Origin of the sequence: Actinoplanes subtropicus, assembly GCF_000721705.1 — a bacterium.
GTDB lineage: Bacteria > Actinomycetota > Actinomycetes > Mycobacteriales > Micromonosporaceae > Actinoplanes > Actinoplanes subtropicus.
Map to the genome: position 1 here is coordinate 109176 of NZ_JOJL01000021.1, position 23448 is coordinate 132623.

Here is a 23448-nt window from a genome sequence, read left to right on the forward strand (position 1 = left end):
CTAAGCCCGAGCCCTGCTCAGCAGCGACTGGATGCGGGAGACGAGCTCGCGCGGGCTGAACGGCTTGGTCACGTAGTCGTCGGCGCCGGCGCTGAACCCACCCTCGACGTCCTGCTCCTGCACCCGGGCGGTGAGCATGATGATCAGCATGCCGGCCGTGGCCGGGTCGGAGCGCAGCATCCGGCACACGTCGATGCCGGAGAGCCCGGGCATCGAGACGTCCAGCACGGCGAGCGTGGGCTGGCGGCTGCGGGCCTGGTCCAGGGCCGTCTGGCCGTCCTCGACCGCGATCACCTCGAACCCGGCCTGCTCGAGCTTGAACGCCACGAGGTCACGGATGTCGGCGTCGTCGTCGGCGACCAGCACCACGGTCACGGTTACTCCTCGGTCGATGGCACCACTCGTTGGCACCATATCCCCTTATTTCCGTATAAGGCGGCTGCTCGGCGCAACCCAGCTGCAACCCGGCCGCATCGCAGTTGCATCCCAGGCCCGGTGTTCTGGTCACAGGACACCAGAACAGCGACCCGCCCGGTTGGAGGATCCGATGACCGCGATGCTCGACGACGTCCGCACCGAAGCGCTCTTCGTGTCGGACCTGCAGTCTTCCCAGCACCCGACGGCCGAGCTGATCCGCGCCGCGGTGAGCGCGATGGTGGACCGGCTCGGCGAGGCCCGCTGCGCCGAGCTGGTGGCCCAGGAGTACGGCGAGCACCCCGACTGCGCGCCCTACCGGATGCGCTGGGCCCGCTCCGCCGTACGGCTGGCCTTCGCCTGTTAGGCTCCTCCGCATGCACGCGCGATTGAGCATGTGGTGGCCCGCCTCACCGGCGGCCACACTCCCCCGCGCGTAACCACCGCGGCCGCCTCCCCGAGGCGGCCGTTCCCTTGCGATGGTCCTCCGCCTCGGCCGGCAGCCGCCCAGCCGAGGAAGAGGACGACCATGCAGCCTTTCGCCCTGCTCCACCGGGACGGCGCCGACCACGTCGAGGTGCTCACCGGGGACGTGATCACCGTCCGTACGCTCGACGAGATCCCGCTGAGCCGGGACCGCCAGACCCTCGCCGTGATCCCCTATCGGCAGATCGCCGAGCGCGGCTTCGACTGCGTCGACGACGGCGCCCCGCTCGAATGCCTGCTCATCACCGAGCGGCACGCCGAGCCGCTCGACAACTTCCCGGCCGGCCCGCTGCGGCTCGGTCCGGGCGGTTTCGACCTCGCCGACGACGAGTACGGCGAGATCGTGGAGACCGTCCTGCGCGACGAGATCGGCCACGGCGAGGGCGCCAACTTCGTGATCCACCGCGTCTACCAGGCCTCGGTCGAGGGCGATCCGGTGGCCGCCGCCCGGGCCGCGTTCGGCCGGCTGCTCGCCACCGAGCAGGGCACCTACTGGACGTTCCTGGTGCACACCGGCGCCCGTACGCTGGTCGGCGCCACCCCCGAGCGGCACGTCAGCGTCGCCGACGGGATCACCATGATGAACCCGATCAGCGGCACCTTCCGGCACGGCTCCGGCCCCCTGCTCGACTTCCTCGCCGACCCCAAGGAGGTCGAGGAGCTCTACATGGTGCTCGACGAGGAGCTGAAGATGATGGCGACCGTCGCCGAGCACGGCGGCCAGGTCGCCGGCCCCTACCTCAAGCAGATGGCGCACCTGACCCACACCGAGTACCTGCTGGCCGGCCGGGGCTCGCTGGACGTGCGCGAGGTGCTGCGCGAGACGATGTTCGCGCCGACCGTGACCGGCAGCCCGATCGAGAACGCCTGCCGGGTGATCGCCCGCCACGAGCGCCGGGGCCGCCGCTACTACGCCGGGGTGCTGGCCCTGCTCGGCCACGACGACCAGGGGCGGCAGTCGCTGGACGCGCCGATCCTGATCCGCACCGCCGAGATCACCCCGGACGGCACGCTGCGGATCCCGGTGGGCGCCACGCTGGTGCGGCATTCCACGGCGGCGGGCGAGATCGAGGAGACCTACACCAAGGCGGCCGGACTCCTGCTCGCGCTGGGTGCTTCGGAGCACGCTGCGTTGCCCGTACGGCCGGAAACCGAGACGCCGGAGATCCGCGCGGCACTGGCCGCACGCAACGATCAGCTCGCGCGGTTCTGGCTCGACTCGCGCGAGCCCGGTGCGCTCACCGTGCCCGCCCTGGCCGGCCGGACCGCCCTGATCGTCGACGGCGAGGACACCTTCACCGCGATGCTCGCCCACCAACTGAAGGCGCTCGGCCTGCTCGTGACGGTGGTCCCGTGGCAGTCGGCCGTCGGCCGCACCCCCACCGAGCCCGACCTGGTGGTGGTCGGCCCGGGGCCGGGCGACCCGGACGACCTGGCCGACCCGAAGATGGCGGCCATGCGCGACCTGGTCGCCGACCTGCTGGCCGCCCGGCGACCGCTGCTCGGCGTCTGCCTGGGCCACGAGATCCTGGCGGTGCTGCTGGGGCTGCGGCTGCACCGGCGCGCCTCGCCCTACCAGGGGCTGGCCCGGGACGTCGAGATCTTCGGCCGGGAGCGCCGGGTCGGCTTCTACTCCAGCTTCGCCGCGGTCGCCGGCGCCGACCGGATCGCGTCGCCCTGCGGTCCGGTGGAGATCGCCCGGGACGCGGCCGACGGTGCGGTGCACGCGCTGCGCGGGGCGGGCTTCGCCGGGGTGCAGTTCCACCCGGAGTCGGTGCTGAGCCGCGACGGCGTGGAGATCCTCGCGGAGTTGCTGCCGGCGTTGCTGGCGAGCGCGGTTAGCCCGGCCGCGAACGGGTAGCGAGAAGGGCAACCGGTGGTTCAAGAGGATCGAGAGCCTCCGCTTGGACCACCGGCCCCTGTCCACCATGGACCGCGTCGGGAGGCCGACACCGCGACATCCCCAGATCATCGCTTCGCCACCGTCGCAACACCAGCCGCGGCGGCTCCAGGGACGTGGTAGCGACCATCCCGCTCAGCCCAGCAGTTTGGTGAGAGCGTCCCGGGCCGTCGCCGAACTCCCCGCCAGCTTCGCCAGCAGCCCGGCCAGCGCGACCAGCCACTCCTCCACCCCGACCGTGCTGCGCTTGATGGTCACGCCGCGGACGATCTGGTGTATCTCGGCGTGCACCCCGTGCGACTCCTGCCTCAGCCGCAGCACCTCGTCCGGCGTCCGGATGGTCAGCGCCACCGGCGTGCCCTCCCGCCCGTTCATCCGGTCGGCCAGCGAGCGCTTGCGCTCCACCTCGACCATGCCCGCCGGGAGCGCGTCGCCGAGGACCGTCGTCAGGACGCGGGTGTACGACTCGACGTCCGCCCGGTCGGCTCGCAGCGCCGCGGCGATCAGGTGCAGGTCGCCCATCGGGCCCAGGCCGGCGGTCATCGGTCGGTCAGGGGCAGCACCAGCTGCGGCTTGGCGATCACGTGGTCGGCGCGCAGCGGGCGCACGGCCGTGCCGATCGCGAAGAACTCCGTGGTGTGCCCGCCCCAGCGGTGCGTGTTGGACAGCATCTGCACGCCGACGATCCCCTCCGCGTGGAGCTCTTCCGCTTCCGCCTGCATGCGGCTCATCGCCAGCTCGCGGGCGTCGTACAGCGCCTCGGTGTACTGCGGGATCTCGACATTCTGCCCGATGTTGCCCATCGCCTGCCAGAACCGCTGGTGGGCGATGTGGTAGACGCAGGTGCCCATGGTCATGCCGAGCGGGGCGTAGCCGGCCTGGATCAGCGTCCAGAAATCCTGCCCGGAGAGGTCGCTGGTGAACGGCTGGTTGTGCCGGTTGCGCCAGGTGCCGCCGTCGTTGTCGGGCGGGGCGTCGGCCTTGACCGCGGTGCCGATCGCGATGAACTCGGCCAGTTCGGAGCCGAACTCCTTGAACTCGATATCCAGCCGTACGCCCACGATGCCGTCGGCGCCGAGCGCGTCCGCCTCCGCCTCCATCCGGGTCATCGCCAGCTCCCGGGCGTGGTACATCGCCTGGGAGAGCTGGTCGAGCTCGCGGTTCTGGCTCCACCGGCCGAACTGGATGCCGACGTGGTAGATGCTCGAACCGAGAACCAAACCCAACGGGCGAAAACCGGCTTCCCGTACGAGGAGGAACTCGTTCACGCTCAGGTCGGAGGTGAACAGGCTGGTCGGCTGGCCGGGCCGCATCTGCGCCAGGCGGCGCATGGCATCGTCGGGTACGCCCGAGGGCTGAGTTTGCACGGTCATCGCATGCTCCGCAGCGGCAGGATGGTGAGACTGGGGGTGGACTTGCGTCCGGTCTTGAACTTGGCGATCGCGTTGCCGGTGACGATGCACTCCGCGGCGTGGTCGGTGTGGTTCTCGCCGGCTTCCACCTTCCACATCCTCGAGCGGAGGGCGGACATCAGCGCCGCGTCCGCGCCGAGGGCGGCCGCCTGCCGGGCGAAGTCGTCGCGGGCGGCGGCCCGGACGTGGGTGATCAGCTCGGTGTAGCCGGTGACCTCGATGTTGCCGGCGAACGGGCTGAGCGCCGTGTTCGTACGCCAATCGTCGTGGCGCACGGCGACCGACAGCCCGTAGACGATCCCGGCCGGGACCCAGCCCGCGCCGAGCAGCTTGGCGAGGTCCTGCGCGGCCAGATCGGTGGTGAAGGTCCGCTCCGGCCGCTGCCGCCCGCGCGAGCGGACCGCCGTGCCGAGCGCCATGAACTCGTGTTTCTGCCCCTCCATCCGCTCCTCGGTGAGCCGCACGCCGACCACGCCGTCGGCGCCGAGCGCGGTCGCCTCCTGCCGCATCCGGCCGAGCGCCGTATCCCGGCCGTGGCGGATCGCCCTCGCCCATGGCTCGTAGCCGGAGAAGCGCGTCTGCCGCACCATGCTGGTCGGCTCGCCCAGGCGGGGGCCGCCGTAGAAGCCGGAACGGGGACCGCCGCCCCAGCCGGGCTGCCAGCCGCAGCCGCCCCAGCCGCTCCAGCCGATCTGCATCACCGTCGTGCCGAGCACCTCGCCGACCGCCTCGAAGCCGGCCACCTCGAGCCCGGCCAGGCCGTCGGCCGACAGCAGCGACGTGCGGACGCCGTCCGCCGAGGCCCGCTCGATGCGCGCCTTGGCCACGGGCGGCAGGCCGCGCCCGTCCCAACCGTCAACCGTCACGTCTCCAGTCATACCCCTGCCGCGCCAGTGGCGGGGTACCGGTCCGCAGTCGTGCTGACCACAACCTTGCCCAGGGCCCCGTCCGGCGGGCCGTTTCGGTCGTACACGACCGCTCTCCTGGGAAGCGACGATAATTTGGGACGACAAGGAGGAATGCGCTATGTCCTATGCGGTGGACTTCGAGACGGTCTCGACCGTCGGCCTGGAATCGTCACCGGTCGCGCCCGCGCTCGCCGGCCTGCGGGCGAACGAGGCCCGGTACTTCAAGAACAAGTACGACCACGTCTTCACGACCGAGCCGGCGAGCGACGCCAAGGCGACCCTCGACTGGGTGAACGAGATCCTCGAGGAGGAACGCGGCCTCGTCATCGCGTCCCGCCCGCTCGAGGCGACCGAGTTCCAGGTCGAGAACATCCGGATGGCGTACGTGTTCTACGAGAACGGCCTGTCCATCAACGTGATGTACACCCTCGACGACGGCGGGAAACGGGCGGTCGGCTTCAAACTCTCCGACGGCATGGAGGCGCCGGAGGAGCTCGGCGCGTTCAAGTTCGCCCGCCAGAAATCACGGCTGGCCGGCACCATCCGCGGCTCCTACTTCGTCATCAAGAAGGAGCACTGACCACGAAGCCGTTGACGGTTCTGATGGTGCGGTCGTACCGGCCCTGCCGGTAGCGCTCCTGCGAGGTGCCGACCGCCTGCCGCTGGTCGCGCGGCACACCCTGGAGATAGCTGGCCTGTCCCCGGTAGGTGTCGTCCCGGCCGAGGCCCGCGTCGGTCATGGTGATCGTCGTGGTCAGGCGGTTGTCGGCGCCCACCGTGAGGCTGCCGTCGATGGCGTACCGGTCGGCGGCGCGGGTCACGCCGGCGAAGCCTGACGGTCCGGTCACCACGCCGGTCACGTCGTCGGTCCAGGTCGCCGTCAGCGCGTCGGGGTTCTCCCCGTCGCCCCAGGTGTGCGTGCTGTCGTTGCCGACCCGCTCGCGCACCGAGGTGGTGACCAGGCCGTGTGACGTACGGAGGTAGCCGGTGGCCGTGAAGGTGTGCGCGGCGTGCAGGACGACGTTGCGGCTCCCGGTGGTGACCTCGTTCGTGAGGGTGCCCAGGCGCGAGCCGAGCAGGCCGCCGGTCTCCCGCCGTACGCCCGGATCCCGCCAGCCGAGGAAGTTGATCGGCGTGTCCCAGCCGCCCTGCCCGGCGGGTACCCCCACGACGTGCACGGCGACGGTGTGCGCGGCCCCGTCGGTGAGCGACCCGAGGAACGGCGTGAGGTCGTACGTGAGGGGTTTGATGTCGAAGGCGCGCGGCGCGGGCAGCACGTACCAGAGGTAGGGGTTCGACCAGCCACCGGTGTAGACGTGCGGGAACGGCGCCGCGATGCCGGCCACCTTGCCGTCGAGCAGCACCTGCACCTCGCGGTAGGGCCCCGGGTCGGCCGGGCAGGAGTAGCCGGTGGCGCTGGGCGCGGTGAGATACCAGAATTCCTCGCAGCCGCCGCCGGATCCGGTGGCGTAGACCTCGGCGAGCAGCCGCTCGGTGTTGCGCGGCACGGTCAGCGTGCCGGCCAGGTCCTGCCCATCGGCGTGGGCGCCGGCCAGCGGCAGCACGTCGCTCGCGGAGCGCGGGGCCGGGTGCGCCCGGTCGGCCGCGTAGAAAGTCAGGCTCACCTTGACGTTCAGCACGCCGGTGTACGTGTCGTCGACCGTGTTGCCGAGATACATGTTCACGGTTTGCGGCTCGGCCAACAGCGCGGAGTACCCGGTGACGTCCTTCTCCACCGACCACGCGATGCCGTCGGGCGAGGGCTCCGGCGTGGACGTCTTGAAGATCTCGACCCCGCCGAGCGTGAGCCAGCCGAGGCGGTCGTACTGTCGTCCGGCCACCGACCCGTCGAGCCGCAGCACGACCTTGGCCCACGGCCCCCGGCAGACCGGCCGGTACGCGTTCTGATAGACGTCGTAGTTGTCGAAGGCATGCTCGAGAATCGTCGTCGAGCACGACGCGGTCCCCGGCGTGGCAACGGCCGGCGCCGCGGTACGCGGATCGTCCCAGTCGGTGCCGAACTGAGCCGGCGCGGTAGCCGCGCGAGCCACGGCGGGCCCGGCCAGCGCCAGGAGAACACCAGCAACGACAGCGATCAATCTGCGCATGCCGATCACCATGTCACGCCCAGCGACCCATGTCGATGCATGGACGAGGCGCGGCATTTCAGTGGAATTTCCGTGCGCATTCAGCGCTCGTCGCTACGGTGCGCTCGTGAAACTCCATCGCATCCTCGCGCCGCCGGCCATCTTCGCCGTGGTCGCCTTCGGGCTCAACGTGTCGCCCGCCTTCGCGACCACCGACGACGACGGCAGTGTGGACACCGGCAGTTCGTCCACCACGCCCGACTACAACTGCCACGAGTGGTCGGACGGCGACTACGGCTACATCCGCCTGGTCCGGGTGATCAACGACGGTGGCTACAGCCGGGCGCGGCCCTACGCCACCGCCACAAAGATCATGCTGCTGGTGCGCGGGACGGATCACTGGTCCAACTACTGGTGCAAGAACAAGTACGGCAACATCTGGTATCACCTGTCCAGCTACGACCAGGACTACGGGTACGGATTCGCGTACTCCGGGCATTTCACCATCCTCGGCTGACCGGGGGTGCGCGGAACGCCCCGGGCGGCGATCATGCAAGCGTGGAGATGCGACAGGTACGCGCCCGCTACACGGACCGCACCATCACCGTCTACCAGGCCTACCCGGCCGAGATCGCCGGGGCGGCGACGGCGGCCGGGCGGTTCGTCGCGCCGTTCAAGCGCGACCGGATGACCTGGATCAAGCCGTCCTTCCTCTGGATGATGTACCGCTGCGGGTGGGCGACGAAGCCCGGCCAGGAACGCGTGCTGGCCATCGACATCCGGCGGGACGGGTTCGAGTGGGCGCTGGCCAACGCGGCCCTGAGCGACTTCGACCGGGATCTCTACCCGGACCGGCCGACCTGGGCCCGGAAGGTCCGGACCTGCCCGGTGCGGGTGCAGTGGGATCCGGAGCGCGGCCGGGACGGGCAGCCGCTGCCGTACCGGTCGCTGCAGGTGGGGTTGGGCGGCGTCGCGGTCGACCGCTACGTCGACGAGTGGGTGGAGACCATCACCGACATCACCGATCTGGTACGCAGCATCCACGCGGGCGCCGAGCGGCCCCCGGCCGAGGCCGTCTACCCGTTGCCGCCGCACGTCGGGGCGGTCGTCGGCGCCCCGTGACATTTGTCCCGCCCACCGCACGACGAACGGGACGACGGGAACTGGCCCGCGGGTGCGATCGTGATAGGCGTGAGTATGACGGCAGATGCGGTGCGGCTACGGCCCCCGATGCACCGAGTCAGCCCCCGCGCCGTGTGGTACTGGACGGCCCGGGCGGCAATCCTGTGGATCGTGCTGATCGCGCCCCAGGTGATCTGGTGGCTGGCGGACAGCGACGGCAGCGCGTTGCCCCACCTGATCGTGGGCGCGGTCTGGCTGGTGCTGGCCGCCGTGCACCTGGTGGTGATGCCGCAGTGGCGCTACCGGGTGCACCGCTGGGAGGCCACCGAGACGGCCGTGTACACCCAGACCGGCTGGCTCAGCCAGGAACGGCGGATCGCGCCGATCTCCCGGGTGCAGACCGTGGACAGCGAGCGCGGCCCGATCGAGCAGCTGTTCAAGCTGGCGAACGTGACCGTGACGACCGCGTCGGCGGCCGGCCCGATCAAGATTGACGGCCTGGCCGCGGCGGACGCCGACCGGCTGGTCGCCGACCTGACCACCCGGGTCGGCGAGACCACCGGGGATGCCACGTGACCACCGCGATCGGCCCCGCCGACGAGGCCGTGCTCGACACCGAGGCCCCCTGGCGGCGGCTGAGCCCGCGGATGCTGGCCGTGCACCCGGTGCTGGAGCTGCGCCGGCTGATCGTCCCGCTGCTCGCGCTGCTGGTCGGCGCGCAGAACGGCAACAGCGGCGAGGGCGGCTGGTGGGCGCTCGGCATCGGCGTGCTCGGCATCGGGCTCGGCTTCCTGCGCTACTTCACCACGTCATTCCGGATCACCCCGACCCACGTGCAGGTCAAGCGGGGCCTGTTGCGCCGGCGGGTGCTGACCGTGCCGCGCGACCGGATCCGCACCGTCGACGTCACGTCCAACCTCCTGCACCGGATCTTCGGCCTGGCCCGGGTCACCGTCGGCACCGGCCAGACCGACAAGAAGAACGACGGCGTGAAGCTGGACGGCCTGAGCGCCGCCGCGGCCGAGAACCTGCACCGCGAACTGCTTCATCGACCGGCGGCAAAGCAAAACCTCCAGACCGATGCGGCCGTACGCCCGAAGCCCGCCGAAGCCCCCGCCGAGACCATGCTCGCCAAGCTCGACCCGGCCTGGATCAAATACGGCCCGTTCACGCTGTCCGGCCTGGTCGCCATCGGCGTGCTGTTCGGCCTCGGCTCCCGCCTGGTCAACGAGGGCCACGTCGACCTCGGGAAGATCGGCTACGTCCACGACACCCTCGACTACCTGGGCCGGCAGGCGCTCCCGGTTGCGATCCTGCTGGTCGCCGCGGTGGTGGTCGTGTTCACCGTGATCGCGTCGACCATCGGGTACGTCCTGACCTTCTGGAACTTCCGGCTGAGCCGGCACGACAGCGGCACCCTGCACGTGCGGCGCGGCCTGCTCACCACCCGCGACACGACGATCGAGGAGCGCCGGCTGCGCGGCGTGGAGCTGAGCGAACCGCTGCTGCTGCGCTCGGTGCGCGGCGCCCGGGTGCTGGCCATCGCCACCGGCCTGCGGGTCGGGCGCGGCGGCGACCGGGGTGGCTCGGTCCTGCTGCCGCCCGCGCCCCGCGCGATCGCGGCGGAGGTGGCCGGCACGGTGATCGGCGACGCCGGCCCGCTGACCGTGGCGCTGACCCCGCACGGCCCCCGGGCCCGCCGACGCCGTTTCACCCGGGCCGCCACGGTCAGCGGCGTCCTGATCCTGATCGTGCTGGCGGTCGTGCTCCTCGGCGGCGCACCCTGGCCGGCGTTCTGGTCGGCGCTGGTGCTGTTGCCGCTCGGCGCGCTGCTGGCGTTCGACCGGGCCGCGTCGCTGGGCCACGCCCTTGACGAGGGCTGGCTGGTCAGCCGGTTCGGCAGCGTGGTGCGGCGCCGCTACGTGCTGCGTACCGACGCGGTGATCGGCTGGAACATGCGCACCTCGTTCTTCCAGCGCCGGGCGGGCCTGACCACCCTGGTCGCCACGACGGCCGGCGGCCACCAGCGCTACGCCCTGCCCGACGTCCCCGACGCCGAGGCGCTGCGGGTGGCCCGCGCCGCCGTTCCCGGCCTGCTAAATCAGTTCCTCGCCGACTGACCGTCGCCTACCGTTCGGTCGTGGCCCGACCCGAGATCTATGTGAGCACCGACGTCGAGACCGACGGCCCGATCCCCGGGCCGCACTCGATGCTGAGTTTCGGCTCGGCCGCCTACACCGCCGGGAAGGAGCTGGTCGGCACGTTCACCGCCAACCTGGTCACGCTGCCCGGCGCGCAGGGCCACCCCGGCACGATGGCCTGGTGGGAGACGCAGCCCGAGGCCTGGGCCGCCTGCCGGGCCGAGCCGGAGGAGCCCGCCGCCGCGCTGCCGCGATACCGGGAGTGGCTCGAGCAACTGCCCGGCCGCCCGGTCTTCGTCGGCTACCCGGCGGCGTTCGACTTCATGTTCGTGTACTGGTACCTGATCCGGTTCGCCGGCTCGAGCCCGTTCTCGCATTCGGCGCTGGACCTCAAGACGTACGCGATGGCCCTGCTCGGCACCGAATACCGCGCGACGTCCAAGCGAGCCATGCCCCGCGCCTGGTTCGACGACGTGCCGCACAGCCACGTCGCCCTGGACGACGCGATCGAGCAGGGCGCCCTCTTCTGCAACATGCTCGCCGCCCGCCCCGGTTCGGCTCCCGGCCCGAGCCGTAGGCGCTGACGGCGTACGCCGCATCCTCCTTTTCCTCGGATCGGGCCAAGGTTCGCCGATCTGTCGATCAGGGGGTTCCGGTACGCCGTTTCACCTTCACGATCAAGGTGCGGGTCATCGCCTCGACGGTGGTGATGCCGACGCGGCCTCGAACAGCGGCGAGGTGGCCGGCACCGTCACCGGGGTCGCCGACGTCGCCTCGTCCACGGCCGACGTGGCCGGGACCACCCAGCAGGCCGCGAGCAACCTCTCCCGGCCGGCCGCCGAGCTGACCGCGCTGGTCAACGAGTTCAAATACTGACCGGCGGGTGAATTCGAGAGCACTGCTCTTGACAGAGTGCGGGCGCCCGGGGTTCACTGTACTCAAGAGAGAGCACTGCTCTCTGATTGAGGAGGAACCATGCGTTACCTGGCCCCGAACCGCGCCGCCGAAATCTTCAACACCCTGACCAAGTGGCTCACCACCCGCGGCATCAGCCTGATGGGCAGCCGGGTGCTCGCCGTCCGCGGCCGCAAGAGCGGCGAGGTGCGCACCACGGTGGTCAACCTGTTCACGTACGAGGGAAGCCGTTATCTGCTCGCGCCCCGCGGCCACACCCAGTGGGTGCGCAACCTGCGGGCGGTCGGCGAGGGCGAGCTCCGCCTGGGCCGGCGCAGCGAACGCTTCACCCCGGTCGAGATCGCCGACGCGGAGAAGGCTCCGCTGATCCGCCTCTACCTGCGCAAGTGGGCGTGGGAGACGGGCGCGTTCTTCGACGGCCTGAAGGCCGACTCACCGGAAGCGGACATCGAGGCGGCGGCGCCGGGTTTCCCGGTCTTCCGCATCGTCCCGGCCGGCTGACGACGGTCGGTCAGGCGGCGTCCATCGGGTAGCCGGCCGCCGACATGCGCTCGGCGAGCAGGCGCAACCCGCTGCGCAGGCGCGACTTGGCGGTGCCCTCGGGGACCCCGAGCTCGACGGCCACCTGCCGATAGGACAACCCGTAGTAGTAGGCGAGCGCGATGGCGTCCCGATACAAGACCGGCAGATCGCGTACGCACTCACGCACGGCCTTCGCCTGGGCGGCGCCCACCACATCGTCCTCGACCGTGGGCTCCACCGGCGCCTGCCCGGCCAGCCTGGTCAGGTGATCGCGCTGCGCCGACTGCCGGCGCAACAGGTCGATCGCCCGGCGCCGGGCCAGCATGCACAGCCAGGTGCGCAGCGAGCCGGTCGTCGGATCGAAGCGCTCGGGATGCCGCCACAACTCGACGAACGCCTCCTGCACGGCGTCCTCGGACCAGCTCGGATCGCCGGTGATCCGGAGCGCCAGCGCATACGCCGAGGGCGCGTGCAGGTCGTACGCCTCGGTCAGCGCGCTCTCGTCGGCCGCGACGAGCTGGGCGCGGAGCCGCACGTCGTCCGCGAGAGACCGCACGTCACTCACACCCCAGCGTGGCCGCGACGGCGAGCAGGTCCAGCGCCGCCGACCGATCGCCCTGCACCACCGCGATGGTGGGCGTGACCGGCACCCGGCCGGCCATCAACCGGCCGAACCGCTCGGCCGGCATCCGCACCTCGGCGATCCAGAGGCCATCGCCCGCCGGCGCCGCTTCCGCCCGTGGTTCGTCCTGCCGCGCCGCTTCCGCCGTCGCCGCATCCAGCGGTGCCGCTTGCGGGTGCGCCCGGCCCGGCCCCGCCTGGGACGGCCCCACCTGGGACGGCCCCACCTGGGACGGCCCCACCTGGGACGGCCCCACCTGGGACGGCCCCGCTTGGGAGGGCCCCGGCTGGGACGGCCGCGGCTGGCCGGGCCGGGGCTGGCCGGGCCGGGGCTGGGCCGGATGCGCTGAGGAGGCGGGAGTGCCCATGGGCACGAGGTGGTCGCCGCCGCCGGGGCCGGTGAGGGTCAGGAGGACGCTGCCAGGGCGGGCGCGGCCGGCGGCTTGGATCGCGCCGGGGAGCAGGGCCAGGCCGAAGGCGAGGATGCGGGCCAGGTGGGCGGAGGCGGGCGGGATGGGTGGCAGCGCGATCGCGAGCCGGATGTCGTCGCGGTGGATCCACGTTTCGAAGGCGCGCTGGGTCAGGGCGTCGCGGAGCGGGCGGCGGATGGGGACCTTGCCGGCCAGCCTTACCGGACGGGCCAGCAGTGTTTCGTCGCCTTGCCCCACCGTACGCAAGAGAAGGTCTGATCGGTCTTTCCAAAGGTGGCCCGAGGGCTGGGCGACGCCGAGGTCGGCCAGCACGTTGCCGTCGTTGCCGGTCAGGTGCCGGACCAGGTCGCGGACCGAGCGGCCGTCCGCGGTGGGCGCCGACCACTGCGCGGGGGACAGCGAATCGAGCAGCACTCCCAGGTCGGCGACCTCCGCGACGTACGCCGAAGAGAAGGGGGCCGACGACGAAGGCCGCACCGCGACGGCGGCGGCCAGAACCCGGGAACGCAGGCCGGGCGGCGGGGTGGCCAGATGCGACGTGGCGAGCCAGCCGGCGGCGGCCCGGGCCAGCTCGACTTGCGCGGAGCACGGCGGACAGGCGGCGACATGCGGGCCGGCCTCGGGAGCCTCGCCGAACGCGAAGGACTCCAGAAGGTCGTCCGGGTGGACCATCGCGCGCACCCCCTCCGGCGCCGGTCGTCGATGCACCCTACGCGCTGGGCGGCCGGCTTCGCTTTCGGATTCCGGACAGAAACCGTCTAAAAGAGACGTCGAATCCCGTCGATCAGGAGACCCAGGCCGAACTCGAAGCGCCGGGCCGGATCGGCGGTGACCGTGGCGGCCAGTTCGCGGTTCAGATCGTCCACGCCGCTCAGGTCGGCCGGCAGCTTGGGGCGGACCGACTGCTCCTCGATCACGTGGCCGACGATGTAGTGGGTGATCGCCAGGACCGTCCAGGCGGCCTGGTCGGGCGGCAGGCCCGCCTCGATCAGCACGCGCGTGCCGGTGCGGGCGGCGCGCAGCGTGTTGGGCTCGGTCACGAACGTGCCGGAGAGCAGGCGGGCACCGTCCCGCAAGCCGAGCAGGGCGCGGCGCAGGCGGTGCGCGAGGGTGATGAGGCGCCGGTCCCAGGGGCCGGCCGGGGGTGGCTCGCCTACGCCGGCCATGAGGTCCTCGGCGAGGGCTTCGAGCAGGGACTGCCGATCGGGGAAGTGCCACTGCAGGTCGCCGGGCGTGACCTTGAGGGCGGCGGCGAGCTTGCGCGCGCTGAACTCGTCCAGCCCGTCGGCATCGATCAGCTCGCGGGCGGCATCCAGGATGTCGGTGCGACGAAGCTGCACGCGGTCTCTTCCTTGGATCGGGACAAAAGGATGGGCCGATCTTCCCATATGGGGGTGGGGGTTTCCGCCAAGGAATCGGCCGTCTGTGAGGGGCCCTACAGCCGGTCACGGGTGCCGCTTGGCTTGCCATGGCCCGACAGCTGCCTGGTTGCTGTGGGTGCCGCTTGCTTGCCACGGCCCGACAGCTGGCTGGTCGCCGTGGGGGCCGCCCGTCACGGCATGGTGGTGCGTGGCTTGCTTGCCATGGCCCGACAGCTGCATGGTCGCCGTGGGTGCCGCCGGTCATGGCATGGTGGTGGGGCGCCGCCTGCTTGCCATGGCCCGACAGCTGCCTGGTCGCCGTGGGTGCCGCCGGTCACGGCATGGTGGTGGGGCGCCGCCTGCTTGCCATGGCCCGACAGCTGCCTGGTCGCTGTGGGTACCGCCCCTTTCGCTGACCGCCCCTCCTCCTCGCATCCCCTGGGCGAATAATCAGCGGAATATGTGCGAGAAATCTTCGCTAGTTCTCCAAGATCTAATTCTTGAGCCAGGGAAAGATTGGCATGATCGAACGCTTGTTCGGGCTTACTGCCACATTCCCGGAGGTGCGACAATATTGAGATGAAGCAGCTGGAGCTATTTCCCCGGGATCAATTGGCGGGGATGCGTGACCGCACCAAGTCGCGCCGTTATTCTCCGGCCGCTGAGCAGTTTCGTCGGGAGCAGGCCGCTCGTCGCGACTGGGGTCTCGCGCAACGGCATGGCTTGAAGCTCTGGCGTCTTCGCCGCAAGCGGTCGGCCGCCGAGGCGCGGGCCGCCGCCGAGGCGCGGGCCGCCGCTGAAGCGCAGGCCGCCGCTGAAGCGCAGGCCGCCGCTGAAGCGCGGGCCGCCGCTGAAGCGCGGGCCGCCGCTGAAGCGCGGGCCGCTGGCGAGGCGCGAGCGGCCGCCGAAGCCGAGGCCGCTACTGAAGCGCGGGCCGCTGGCGAGGCGCGGGCCGCCGCTGAAGCGCAGGCCTCCCGAGTCGAGGCCGCCGCCCGGGTCACGGGCGCCGCTGAGGCAAGGGCGGACGCTCGGGCCCGGGCCACCACCCAGGTCGAGGCCGCCGCCCGGGTCACGGGCGCCGCTGAGGCAAGGGCGGACGCTCGGGCCCGGTCCACCACCCGAGTCCAGGACGACGCCGCCCGGGTCACGGGCGCCGCTGAAGCGCGAGCCGCCGCTGAGGGCAAGACTGCCACCGCGCGGGCGTCGACCATCACGGAAGAGCAGACGCTCAACGCGATAGGCCATTCCCCGGGCTCGGACGTGCGTCTGCCTTACTCGGCGCGGCGCATTTCCGGGTTCGCATTTCGTAGGGAGGGCAGCCATTCCGGGGCGGTGCGGTTGAGTGCGTCTCCCACACATTTTACCGAACCTCCGGCAAGGATAGCGGCCGGGCCGAATCGGTGCACGGTTAATTTGGTGGTATTGCGGGCGGGTGGTGCGGTCGCGCCTGGGCTCTCGGGGTGGTGGGCACGCCGAATGTCGCCAGGGTGGATGGGCGCGGGTGTCACGGCAGGTGGGCGGGCGCATCGGCGACTCGGCCCATACCGGGGGCAGGGCTCGGGCCGTACCATCGCTCGGTGCGAAATCGACCGGTCCTTGCCGTCGTGGCGGTTGGCCTGCTCGGGGTCGGGGTGCTCGGCGGATGTCAGTCCGGGGGCCACGATGACCCGCAGGCGGCTGCGGCTGCGCCCGTCTCGTCTGATTCAGACGTGTTGCCCGATGGGTCGGTGGCGCCGTCGGTTGCGCCGTCCGGGTCGGCCAGTGCTGCGCCGACGCCGTCCAAGTCGGTGGCGCCGCAGCTTCTGCCCAAGCCGGGCAATCCGGCGGGGCATGCTTCGATTCCTAGCGCCGCGCGGGCGGTGGACACCAGTCATCCCACCCGTACGGTCGGGAATGGCACTGCTTCCAGTTGCACCTCGGCGGCCGTGGTCAAGGCGGTTGCCGCGGGGGGCATCATCACCTTCGACTGTGGGCCGGCGCCGGTCACGATCACGATGTCGGCCACCGCCAAGGTGCACAATCGCACCACGCCGGTTGTGCTCGACGGTGGTGGGCGGGTCACGCTCAGCGGGGGCGGCAAGCGGCGGATCATCTACATGGACGGGTGCGATCCGAGCCTCGGGCCTAGCACCTCGCGCTGCGTCGATCAGGACTGGCCGCGGCTGACCATTCAGAACATGGCCTTCACCAAGGGCAACAGCATCGGGCAGCCGAACGACGACACCTACCCGGGTGGGGGCGGGGCGATCTTCGCGCGTGGTGGGCACATCAAGGTGATCAACTCACGGTTCACCGACAACCGCTGCGATAGTACGGGGCCGGACCTGGGCGGCGCGGCCATGCGGGTGCTGGAGCAGGGCGGCGACCAGCCGGTGTACATCGTGGGGAGCACGTTCACCGGTGGGTCCTGCACGAACGGCTCGGCGCTCAGCAGCATCCAGGTCTCGTGGACAGTGCTGAACAGCGTGTTCTCCGGCAATACCGCGATCGGGCGGGGGGCCAACCCGGCCCGCGCGGGCACGCCGGGCGGGGGCAACGGCGGGGCGATCTATCTCGACGGGGACAACTTCAAGCTGGTGCTCGACGGCACCCTGATGGAGAGGAACCACGCCAACGAGGGCGGGGGTGCGATCTTCTTCGTCAGCAACGACCGCACCGGCACGCTGACCATCCGGAACTCGACGCTGCGCAAGAACCCGAGCGACGGGTTCGAGACCTTCAAGGGCGTCTTCTACCTGGGCAACGGGAACCCGTCGATCTCGGGCTCCAAGGTGAGCTGACCGGCGGAGGTCAGCTGACGGGCACGAGCCAGCCGACGCGCACGAGCCAGCCGACGCGCACGAGCCAGCCGACGCGCACGAGCCAGCCGACGCGCACGAGCCAGCCGACGCGCGTGGTCGCCCGCGTCGGCTCGCACCAGGCCGTCGGCTTCGGCTAGGACGTACGCGTGGGTGCCGTACCGGTGCACGGTCGCGCCGGTCACCGTCCACGCGTATGCCTCGGCGCGCAGGAAGACCCGGCCGAGCAGTGCGGTCAGCGCGTCCCGGCCGGTCGCCGTCTCGTCCCGCTCGGAGCCGGCGTAACCGATGTCGTCGCCGGGGACGAAGCAGGCCAGCGCCGCGTCCAAGTCGCGGGCGGCGAAAGCGTCGCTCAGGTCGCGCACGGCGTCCAGGGGCTCACTCATCCGACCAGAACCTCCTGTTGATCACGGGCGGGGCGACGCGCTGCGGAGGCCGCGGGCACGGGGGCGGCGGGCGGAGCCGGGGGCGCGGCGGGCACGCCGGGCGCAGCGGGCACGCCGGGCGCAGGCGCAGCGGGAACGGCAGGCGCGGGCGCGGCGGGCGCAGACGCGGCGGGCGCAGGTGCAGCGGGCGCAGGTGCAGCGGGCGCAGGTGCAGCGGGCGCGGGCGCGGCAGGCGCAGACGCGGCAGGCGCAGGCACGGCAGGCACGGCAGGCGCGGCAGGCGCAGGCGCTGACGCGGCGCGCGCGGGCGCTGACGCGGGCACAGCGGGCGCAGGCGCTAGCACGGACGCGGACCGCGGCAGCCACGCCGCATGCCGTGGGCGGTACTCCGGTAGCCGTTCGAGGGCGCGCATCCCGGGCAGGAACAGGAAGCCGAAGGTCACCGCCGCGCCGAGCAGGCCCGCCCCGAGCAGCGTCTGACGGACGCCGATCCAGGACGCGACCGGCGAGGCCAGCGCGTACGACAGCGGCAGCAGCGCCGTCGAGACGAACCAGTCCACGCTGGACACCCGGCCGAGCATGTCGCCCGGCACGAACCGCTGCTTGGTCGTCGCCCAGGCCACCGTTCCGGCCGCCTCCAGGCCGTTGACCAGCACGCACGCCGCGGCCAGCTGCCACGTCGCGGTGGCGGCCCCGTAGCCGGCCACCGCCAGCGTCGCGATCGCCCAGGTCGCGTACATGTACGAGATGAACCGGCGGGGCACGCCGATCCAGCCGACCGCCAGCGCCGCGGCGATCGCGCCCAGCCCGCCCGAGGTGAGCACCAGGCTGAGCGCGGTGGCGCTTCCCCCGAGCGAAGTCTTCACCACGTACGGCAGAAGGACCTCGGTCGGGCCCACGAAGAGCAGGTAGGTGAACGTCGCCGAGAGGAAGGTGCCCCAGAGCCAGATGTGCTTGCGGACGTATCCGATGCCCTCGCGCATTTCGGACCACAGCGACTCAGCGTCCGATTCATCCGGAGTATCCGGAGAGACCCGTTGCATCGCCAGCAGGCAGGCCACCGACGCCGCAAATGTCGCGGCATCGGCGGCGAAGACCCACCCCGCCCCGACCAATCCGATCAGGAAACCACCGAGCATCGGGCCGAAAATCTGCAAACCGGCCGGCCGTACGAACTGGTCCAGCGAGTTCGCCGCGACCAGGTCATCCGCCGGCACCAACTGCGGCACCAGCGCGTCGAACGCCGGCCCGAAGAACCCGGCCGCCGAGCCGTACAGCGCAATCAGCCCGAGCAGCATCCACAGCGACGTGAGCGCCCCGGTCAGGGTGAGCGCCGCGACCCCGGCCATGACCGCCCCGCGCACCACGTCGGACGCGAGCATCACCCGGCGCGGGTCGAACCGGTCGCTCACCACCCCGCCCAGCAGCAGCGTGACGACCTGCGGGAGGGACAGGGCGACGCCGACCGCGGACATCGCGGCCGGCACCCCGAACAGGTCGTACACCTGCCAGGCCAGGGCGACGAGCAGCATCCCGTCGCCGATCAGCGAGGCGCTCATGCCGGTCCACAGCAGCCGGAACTGCCGATGGCGCAACGGTGCGAGCGGACCGACGGCGCGCATCAGCGGCGGAGCTTCCCGGCCTCGGCGAGCTCGGTGATCACCGCGTTCAGCTGGTCGATCTCCTCGTCCGTGTTGGCCGCCGTGACCTGGGCGCGGAAGCCGACCTGGTCCCGCGGCACCAGCGGGTACGCGGCCAGCGTCACGTAGATGCCGCGCTCCCACAGCAGCTTGCCGACCGCGTCGATGTCCTCGCCGGCGGCCAGCGGCAGCTCGATCACCGGCGTGTCCCCGGTGTTCGGGGTGAACACGCCCAGCCCCCGCACGTGGTCGAGCACCTTCATGCTCTTGCGGTACAGGTCGGCCCGGATGGCGTCGCCGCGCTTCTCGTTCAGGTCGAGACCGGCGTTCACCGTGGCCAGCGACGCGGTCGGGGCCGGGCCCGAGTACAGGTACGGCGGCGCCGAGACCTTCAGGTGGTTCTTCAGCCAGGTCGGCAGCGCCAGGAAGGCCAGCAGCGACGAGTACGACTTGGAGAAGCCGCCGACCAGCACGATGTTGTCGTACGTCTCGCCGCAGTACTTGACGATCGCGTTGCCCTTGACGCCGTACGGGGACGTCTCGTTGGCGGCCCGCTCCCCGATGACGCCGAACCCGTGCGCGTCGTCGACGTAGAGCAGCGCACCGAACTCGCGGGCGACCGCCGCGAACGCCTTGATGTCGGGCGCGTTGCCGGTCATCGAGTTGACGCCGTCCATGGCGACGACCTTCTGCACGCCGGCCGGGGCCGCCTTCAGCAGCTCGCGCAGGTGCTCGTGGTCGTTGGCGCGGAACCGCTGCACGGTGGCGCCGAGGCCCCGGGCGTACATGCTGCCGTCGTAGATGGTCTTGTGGGCCTGCGAGTCGAGGAAGACGTAGCCGTCCTTGCCGGCCAGGATCGGCAGCACCGACATGTGGATGTGGGTGATCGTGGGCAGCACCAGGGTGTCGGGCGCGTCGAGCAGCGCCGTCAGCTTCTCCTCGATCTGCGGGTAGATCGCCGGGTTGCCGAGCAGCCGGGACCAGCTCGGGTGGGTGCCCCAGCGGGCGACCTCGGGGGCGATCGCCTCCATGATCTCCGGCTCCAGGTCGAAGCCGAGGTAGTTGCAGGAGGCGAAGTCGGCCAGCCAGTGGTCGCCGACCCGGATGCGCCGGCCCTTGATCTCCTCGATCGTCGCGTCGTACATCGGGTTGCCGCTGCGCAGCCGTTCGAGGTCGGCCCAGCGGCCTTCGCGCTGGACATACTCGAGACCGGTGAGGGACATGCAGTTCCTTCCGATTAGCGGGGGGTGGGGGTGACCAGTCGCTCGCCGATCTCGTCGGCGGTGACCGGCTTGGAGAACAGGAAGCCCTGGCCGTACGGGCAACCCATGTCGACGAGCGCCTGGCGGTGCCCGTCGAGCTCGATGCCCTCGGCGACGACCAGCAGGTCGAGCGTGCGGGCGAGGCTGACGATGGTCTGCACGAGCGCCATCTGCTGCTTGGACTGCAGGATGTCGTCGATGAAGGACTTGTCGATCTTGAGTACGTCGACCGGCATCTGGCTCAGGTAGCTGAGCGACGAGTAGCCGGTGCCGAAGTCGTCGATCGCGATCCGGATGCCCATCCGGCGCAGCTCCCGCAGATCGGCCCAGACCTGCTCGGCGTCGTGCAGCACCAGGCTCTCGGTGATCTCCAGCAGCAGCCACTCGGGGCGGGCGCCGGTCTCGGCGAGCACGTCGCGCACCTGGTCCACGAAGCCGGGCGTACGGAACTGCCGGGCCGACACGTTCACGCTCAGGTACTTCAGCGTGGCGCCCGCGTCGGTGGAGAGCCAAGTCGTGAAGGTCCGCAGCGCCTCGCGCAGCACCCACCCGCCGATCGCGACCACCGAGCCGTTCTCCTCGGAGAGCTCGATGAACTCGTTCGAGCCGAGCAGGCCGCGCGCCGGGTGCTGCCAGCGCACCAGCGCCTCGAGGCCGACCACCTCGCCGGTGGGCAGGTCCACGATCGGCTGGTAGCGCAGCCGCATCTGGTCGCCGGGCACCGCCTCGATCAGCGCGGCCCGCATCTCGAGCCGACGGATCATCTCCTGGTGCAGCTCGTCGCGGTACAGCCGCCAGGTGCGCTTGCCGTCGGTCTTGGCCACGTACATCGCCACGTCGGCCCGGCGCAGCAGCTCGGTGATGCCGGAGCTGTCGCCGCTGGTCGCGACGCCCACACTGGCCGCGCCGCTGACCAGGTGCTGGCCGCCGGCGCCGTCGCTGACCTCGATCGGGATGGCGAGCGCCGCCACGATGCCCTCGGCGACCCGCTCGACCTCGTCCGGCTCGGTGATGTGCTCGATGAGCACCGCGAACTCGTCGCCGCCGGTCCGGGCGGCCATGTTCGCCGGCCCGGCCACCTCGGCGATCCGCCGGCCCACCGCGATCAGCAACTGGTCGCCGGCGCCGTGCCCGAGCGTGTCGTTGACCTCCTTGAAGTCGTCGAGGTCGACGAACAGGACCCCGACGAGACTGCGGGTCGCCTCGGCGCTCAGCGCGGCCTGCTCGAGCCGGTTCTGGAACCGCAGCCGGTTCGCGAGCCCGGTGAGCGAGTCGTGGTACGCCTGGTGGGCCAGGTCGTTCTCCAGCCGGCGACGCTCGGTGACATCCCGGATGGTGATCACCAGGCCGCCGACGGCGGGGTCGTTGCGCAGGTCCCGGCAGGTGCACTCGACCTGCAGCAACAGGTCGTCGCCGGAGATCGCGGTGAGGTCGACGCCGTCCCGCGAGCCGTGCTGTTCGAGCAGCGCCCGCAGCTCGGCGTGGTCGGTCCGGGCGAACAGCCGGAACAGCGACGTGCCGACCAGGTCGGTGCGGCCGAAGACGGGCAGCGCGGACGGGCTCGCGTACCGGATCAGCTGGTCGTCGCCGACGATGAGGATCACGTCGGACGCGCTCTGGATCAGCGCGCGGAAGTAGTCCTCGCTGCTGCGCCGCTTGATCTCCTCGGTCAGCGTGATCCGCTCGATCGCCATCGTGCCCTGCGCCGTGATCGCCTCGAACGAGGCCTGCAGCTCGGTCAGCACCTGGTCGTCGGCGGCCAGATAGCCGTAGTTGCGGTGCAGTTCGCCGCTGGTGGCCCACAGCGAGACGGACTCGGCGAACAGCGCGGACTCGAAGGGGCCCAGCTGGGCGCCGATCTCGCCGGGCAGGTCGGCGACCGCGACCCAGCCGGTCCGCAGCACGCCGGTCGGCTCCTCGGGAGCCTGGATCTCGCCCCGGAAGCACAGCAGCCGGTAGTCCTCCCCCTCCGGCACGATCGCCGCGACGGCCTGCATCACCGCCCGGCCGGCCTCGTCCTCGCTGCTGGCGGCGACCAGGTCGGCCGCCGACATGCGCAGGGTCCGCTCCCGGGCGGTGTTGTCCCGCTGGGCCTGGATCAGCCCGGCCACCCGGGCCATGACCAGCAGGAACATCAGGCCGGACGCGGTGGCGATCATGATGGCGTCCTCGACGCCGCCGGTCACGTCCTCGACGATCAGCACGGCCGGGGCGATCAGCGCGGCGATCACCATGACCGCGATCCGGCGGCCACCCGCCACCTGCTGGGTGACGGCGTCGCCGCCCGAGGTGAGCCGGCGCATCGACGGGTGCAGCGCGGCCAGCGCCACCGCGGTGTAGAAGAAGATCCAGCCGGAGTCGGTCGGGCCGCCCACCTGCCAGGTGCCGTCGAGCTGGCGCAGGCCGTAGAGGACGTCCGTGATCAGCAGCCCGGTCACGCCGGTGGCCAGCGTGATCAGCGCGACCGGCTTGCGGGCCGCGGCGGTGAGCAGGCGTAGCAGCATGGCCAGCGCGAGCACGTCGCCGAGCGGGTACGCGATCGAGGTGAGCTTCTCCAGCACGCCCAGGTCCTCGTTGCGCACGTACGGCGAGATCAGGAAGACCCAGGAGAGCAGGCCCAGGCCGGCCGTCGGCACCAGCGCGTCGAGCAGCGCGGCCCGGTTGTCGGCGCCGGCCCGGGCCCGGATGAAGAACAGCAGCGCGGCCGCCAGCACCGGGTAGACCAGCAGGTAGAACACGTCCGCGGCGGACGGGAACGGGTTCACCTGGCCGAGATAGTCGGTGAGCACGTTGTAGGTGGTGTCCCCGAGCGTGAAGCTGACCAGCACCGCGGACAGCAGGTACCACGGCAGCCGTTTGGCCGGGCGATGCCGCCGCACGCCCATCAGGACGGCGCCCGCCGCGGACAGACCGATGGCCGCCCAGGTGTACATGCTGGCCGCGGGGATCGAGTAGAACAGGATCGTCAGGAAGACGATCCAGGCGGCAAAGCACGACTGCATGCGTACGGGCGACATCCGTGCTCCGTTCTGCCCAGCATGG

General features: G+C 71.4%; 24 protein-coding genes. 11 read left to right on the forward strand and 13 right to left on the reverse strand.

The features are described from left to right. On the reverse strand, positions 1 to 375 hold the full coding sequence (locus IH26_RS0127805) for a response regulator transcription factor (protein WP_030439187.1): 375 nt from the start codon (positions 373 to 375) through the stop codon (positions 1 to 3). Positions 376 to 547: 172 nt separating this feature from the next. Between IH26_RS0127805 and IH26_RS0127810 the strand changes: the two genes are divergently transcribed. Both IH26_RS0127810 and IH26_RS0127815 read left to right on the forward strand, forming a co-directional pair. Beyond that, positions 548 to 781, forward strand: a complete 234-nt coding sequence (locus IH26_RS0127810; protein ID WP_030439188.1) for a hypothetical protein — start codon at positions 548 to 550, stop codon at positions 779 to 781. 162 nt (positions 782 to 943) lie between these two features. Then, positions 944 to 2761 carry an anthranilate synthase family protein gene (locus tag IH26_RS0127815; RefSeq protein ID WP_030439189.1) on the forward strand — a complete coding sequence of 606 codons (1818 nt, stop codon included), beginning with the start codon at positions 944 to 946 and terminating at the stop codon, positions 2759 to 2761. A gap of 174 nt (positions 2762 to 2935) precedes the next feature. Here the strand turns inward: IH26_RS0127815 and IH26_RS0127820 are convergent, their stop codons facing one another. From IH26_RS0127820 to IH26_RS0127830, 3 genes are read right to left on the reverse strand one after another with little or no spacing between them, the layout of a single operon-like run. Beyond that, positions 2936 to 3343, reverse strand: coding sequence for a hypothetical protein (locus tag IH26_RS0127820; protein WP_157437437.1), 408 nt, complete (start codon positions 3341 to 3343; stop codon positions 2936 to 2938). After that, complete coding sequence (locus IH26_RS0127825; protein ID WP_030439191.1) at positions 3340 to 4173, reverse strand: heavy metal-binding domain-containing protein; 834 nt, start codon at positions 4171 to 4173, stop codon at positions 3340 to 3342. The genes IH26_RS0127820 and IH26_RS0127825 overlap by 4 nt, the downstream gene beginning before the upstream one ends. Continuing rightward, positions 4170 to 5078 (reverse strand): heavy metal-binding domain-containing protein, encoded by a 909-nt coding sequence (locus IH26_RS0127830; RefSeq protein ID WP_084599122.1) that lies wholly within the window; start codon positions 5076 to 5078, stop codon positions 4170 to 4172. The genes IH26_RS0127825 and IH26_RS0127830 overlap by 4 nt, the downstream gene beginning before the upstream one ends. Before the next feature lie 160 nt (positions 5079 to 5238). On the opposite strand from IH26_RS0127830, the gene IH26_RS0127835 reads away from it, so the two are divergent. After that, a complete protein-coding gene (locus IH26_RS0127835) occupies positions 5239 to 5700 on the forward strand; it encodes a hypothetical protein (RefSeq protein ID WP_030439193.1) in 462 nt (153 codons plus the stop codon). Here IH26_RS0127835 and IH26_RS0127840 read toward each other — a convergent pair. After that, the gene (locus tag IH26_RS0127840) at positions 5684 to 7228 is read right to left on the reverse strand and encodes a peptide-N4-asparagine amidase (RefSeq protein WP_030439194.1); all 1545 of its coding nucleotides are present in this window, start codon (positions 7226 to 7228) and stop codon (positions 5684 to 5686) included. The genes IH26_RS0127835 and IH26_RS0127840 overlap by 17 nt on opposite strands. Positions 7229 to 7334: 106 nt before the next feature. On the opposite strand from IH26_RS0127840, the gene IH26_RS0127845 reads away from it, so the two are divergent. The 7 genes from IH26_RS0127845 (at position 7335) to IH26_RS0127875 (ending at position 11886) form a co-directional block, all read left to right on the forward strand. Beyond that, positions 7335 to 7724: a hypothetical protein gene (locus IH26_RS0127845; protein WP_030439195.1), complete on the forward strand. Its 390-nt coding sequence runs from the start codon at positions 7335 to 7337 to the stop codon at positions 7722 to 7724. Between the two features lie 47 nt (positions 7725 to 7771). Next, a complete protein-coding gene (locus tag IH26_RS0127850) occupies positions 7772 to 8329 on the forward strand; it encodes a DUF4291 domain-containing protein (RefSeq protein ID WP_030439196.1) in 558 nt (185 codons plus the stop codon). Positions 8330 to 8404: 75 nt separating this feature from the next. Beyond that, on the forward strand, positions 8405 to 8905 hold the full coding sequence (locus tag IH26_RS0127855) for a PH domain-containing protein (RefSeq protein WP_030439197.1): 501 nt from the start codon (positions 8405 to 8407) through the stop codon (positions 8903 to 8905). Then, complete coding sequence (locus tag IH26_RS0127860) at positions 8902 to 10449, forward strand: PH domain-containing protein (RefSeq protein WP_051808574.1); 1548 nt, start codon at positions 8902 to 8904, stop codon at positions 10447 to 10449. Before IH26_RS0127855 ends, IH26_RS0127860 begins: the two co-directional genes overlap by 4 nt. Positions 10450 to 10469: 20 nt before the next feature. Further along, positions 10470 to 11054, forward strand: a complete 585-nt coding sequence (locus IH26_RS0127865; RefSeq protein WP_051808576.1) for a 3'-5' exonuclease family protein — start codon at positions 10470 to 10472, stop codon at positions 11052 to 11054. Between the two features lie 154 nt (positions 11055 to 11208). After that, on the forward strand, positions 11209 to 11346 hold the full coding sequence (locus IH26_RS60110; protein ID WP_157437438.1) for a hypothetical protein: 138 nt from the start codon (positions 11209 to 11211) through the stop codon (positions 11344 to 11346). Between the two features lie 99 nt (positions 11347 to 11445). Beyond that, the gene (locus IH26_RS0127875; RefSeq protein ID WP_030439200.1) at positions 11446 to 11886 is read left to right on the forward strand and encodes a nitroreductase family deazaflavin-dependent oxidoreductase; all 441 of its coding nucleotides are present in this window, start codon (positions 11446 to 11448) and stop codon (positions 11884 to 11886) included. A gap of 10 nt (positions 11887 to 11896) precedes the next feature. Here IH26_RS0127875 and IH26_RS0127880 read toward each other — a convergent pair whose 3' ends face one another. From IH26_RS0127880 to IH26_RS60115, 4 genes are all read right to left on the reverse strand, one after another. Continuing rightward, positions 11897 to 12463 (reverse strand): RNA polymerase sigma factor, encoded by a 567-nt coding sequence (locus IH26_RS0127880; protein WP_051808578.1) that lies wholly within the window; start codon positions 12461 to 12463, stop codon positions 11897 to 11899. Between the two features lies 1 nt (position 12464). Next, the gene (locus IH26_RS0127885; protein WP_030439202.1) at positions 12465 to 13631 is read right to left on the reverse strand and encodes a maleylpyruvate isomerase N-terminal domain-containing protein; all 1167 of its coding nucleotides are present in this window, start codon (positions 13629 to 13631) and stop codon (positions 12465 to 12467) included. Positions 13632 to 13717: 86 nt separating this feature from the next. Then, positions 13718 to 14299, reverse strand: coding sequence for a TetR/AcrR family transcriptional regulator (locus tag IH26_RS0127890; protein WP_030439203.1), 582 nt, complete (start codon positions 14297 to 14299; stop codon positions 13718 to 13720). Between the two features lie 615 nt (positions 14300 to 14914). Beyond that, complete coding sequence (locus tag IH26_RS60115) at positions 14915 to 15565, reverse strand: hypothetical protein (RefSeq protein WP_157437439.1); 651 nt, start codon at positions 15563 to 15565, stop codon at positions 14915 to 14917. Between the two features lie 680 nt (positions 15566 to 16245). Between IH26_RS60115 and IH26_RS0127895 the strand changes: the two genes are divergently transcribed. After that, positions 16246 to 17100, forward strand: a complete 855-nt coding sequence (locus tag IH26_RS0127895; RefSeq protein ID WP_342668310.1) for a hypothetical protein — start codon at positions 16246 to 16248, stop codon at positions 17098 to 17100. Here IH26_RS0127895 and IH26_RS0127900 read toward each other — a convergent pair. Genes IH26_RS0127900 through IH26_RS0127915 form a run of 4 tightly spaced genes read right to left on the reverse strand, consistent with a single transcriptional unit; the run spans position 17052 to position 23423 of the window. Beyond that, positions 17052 to 17504, reverse strand: a complete 453-nt coding sequence (locus tag IH26_RS0127900) for a nuclear transport factor 2 family protein (protein WP_030439205.1) — start codon at positions 17502 to 17504, stop codon at positions 17052 to 17054. The two genes, IH26_RS0127895 and IH26_RS0127900, sit on opposite strands and share 49 nt — an antisense overlap. Then, positions 17501 to 19126 carry an MFS transporter gene (locus IH26_RS0127905; protein ID WP_051808580.1) on the reverse strand — a complete coding sequence of 542 codons (1626 nt, stop codon included), beginning with the start codon at positions 19124 to 19126 and terminating at the stop codon, positions 17501 to 17503. Before IH26_RS0127905 ends, IH26_RS0127900 begins: the two co-directional genes overlap by 4 nt. Continuing rightward, entirely contained in the window at positions 19126 to 20367 is a 1242-nt protein-coding gene (locus IH26_RS0127910) for an aminotransferase class I/II-fold pyridoxal phosphate-dependent enzyme (RefSeq protein WP_030439207.1), read from the reverse strand. Before IH26_RS0127910 ends, IH26_RS0127905 begins: the two co-directional genes overlap by 1 nt. Before the next feature lie 14 nt (positions 20368 to 20381). Then, positions 20382 to 23423, reverse strand: coding sequence for a putative bifunctional diguanylate cyclase/phosphodiesterase (locus IH26_RS0127915; protein WP_030439208.1), 3042 nt, complete (start codon positions 23421 to 23423; stop codon positions 20382 to 20384). Between the last annotated feature and the right edge of the window lie 25 nt (positions 23424 to 23448).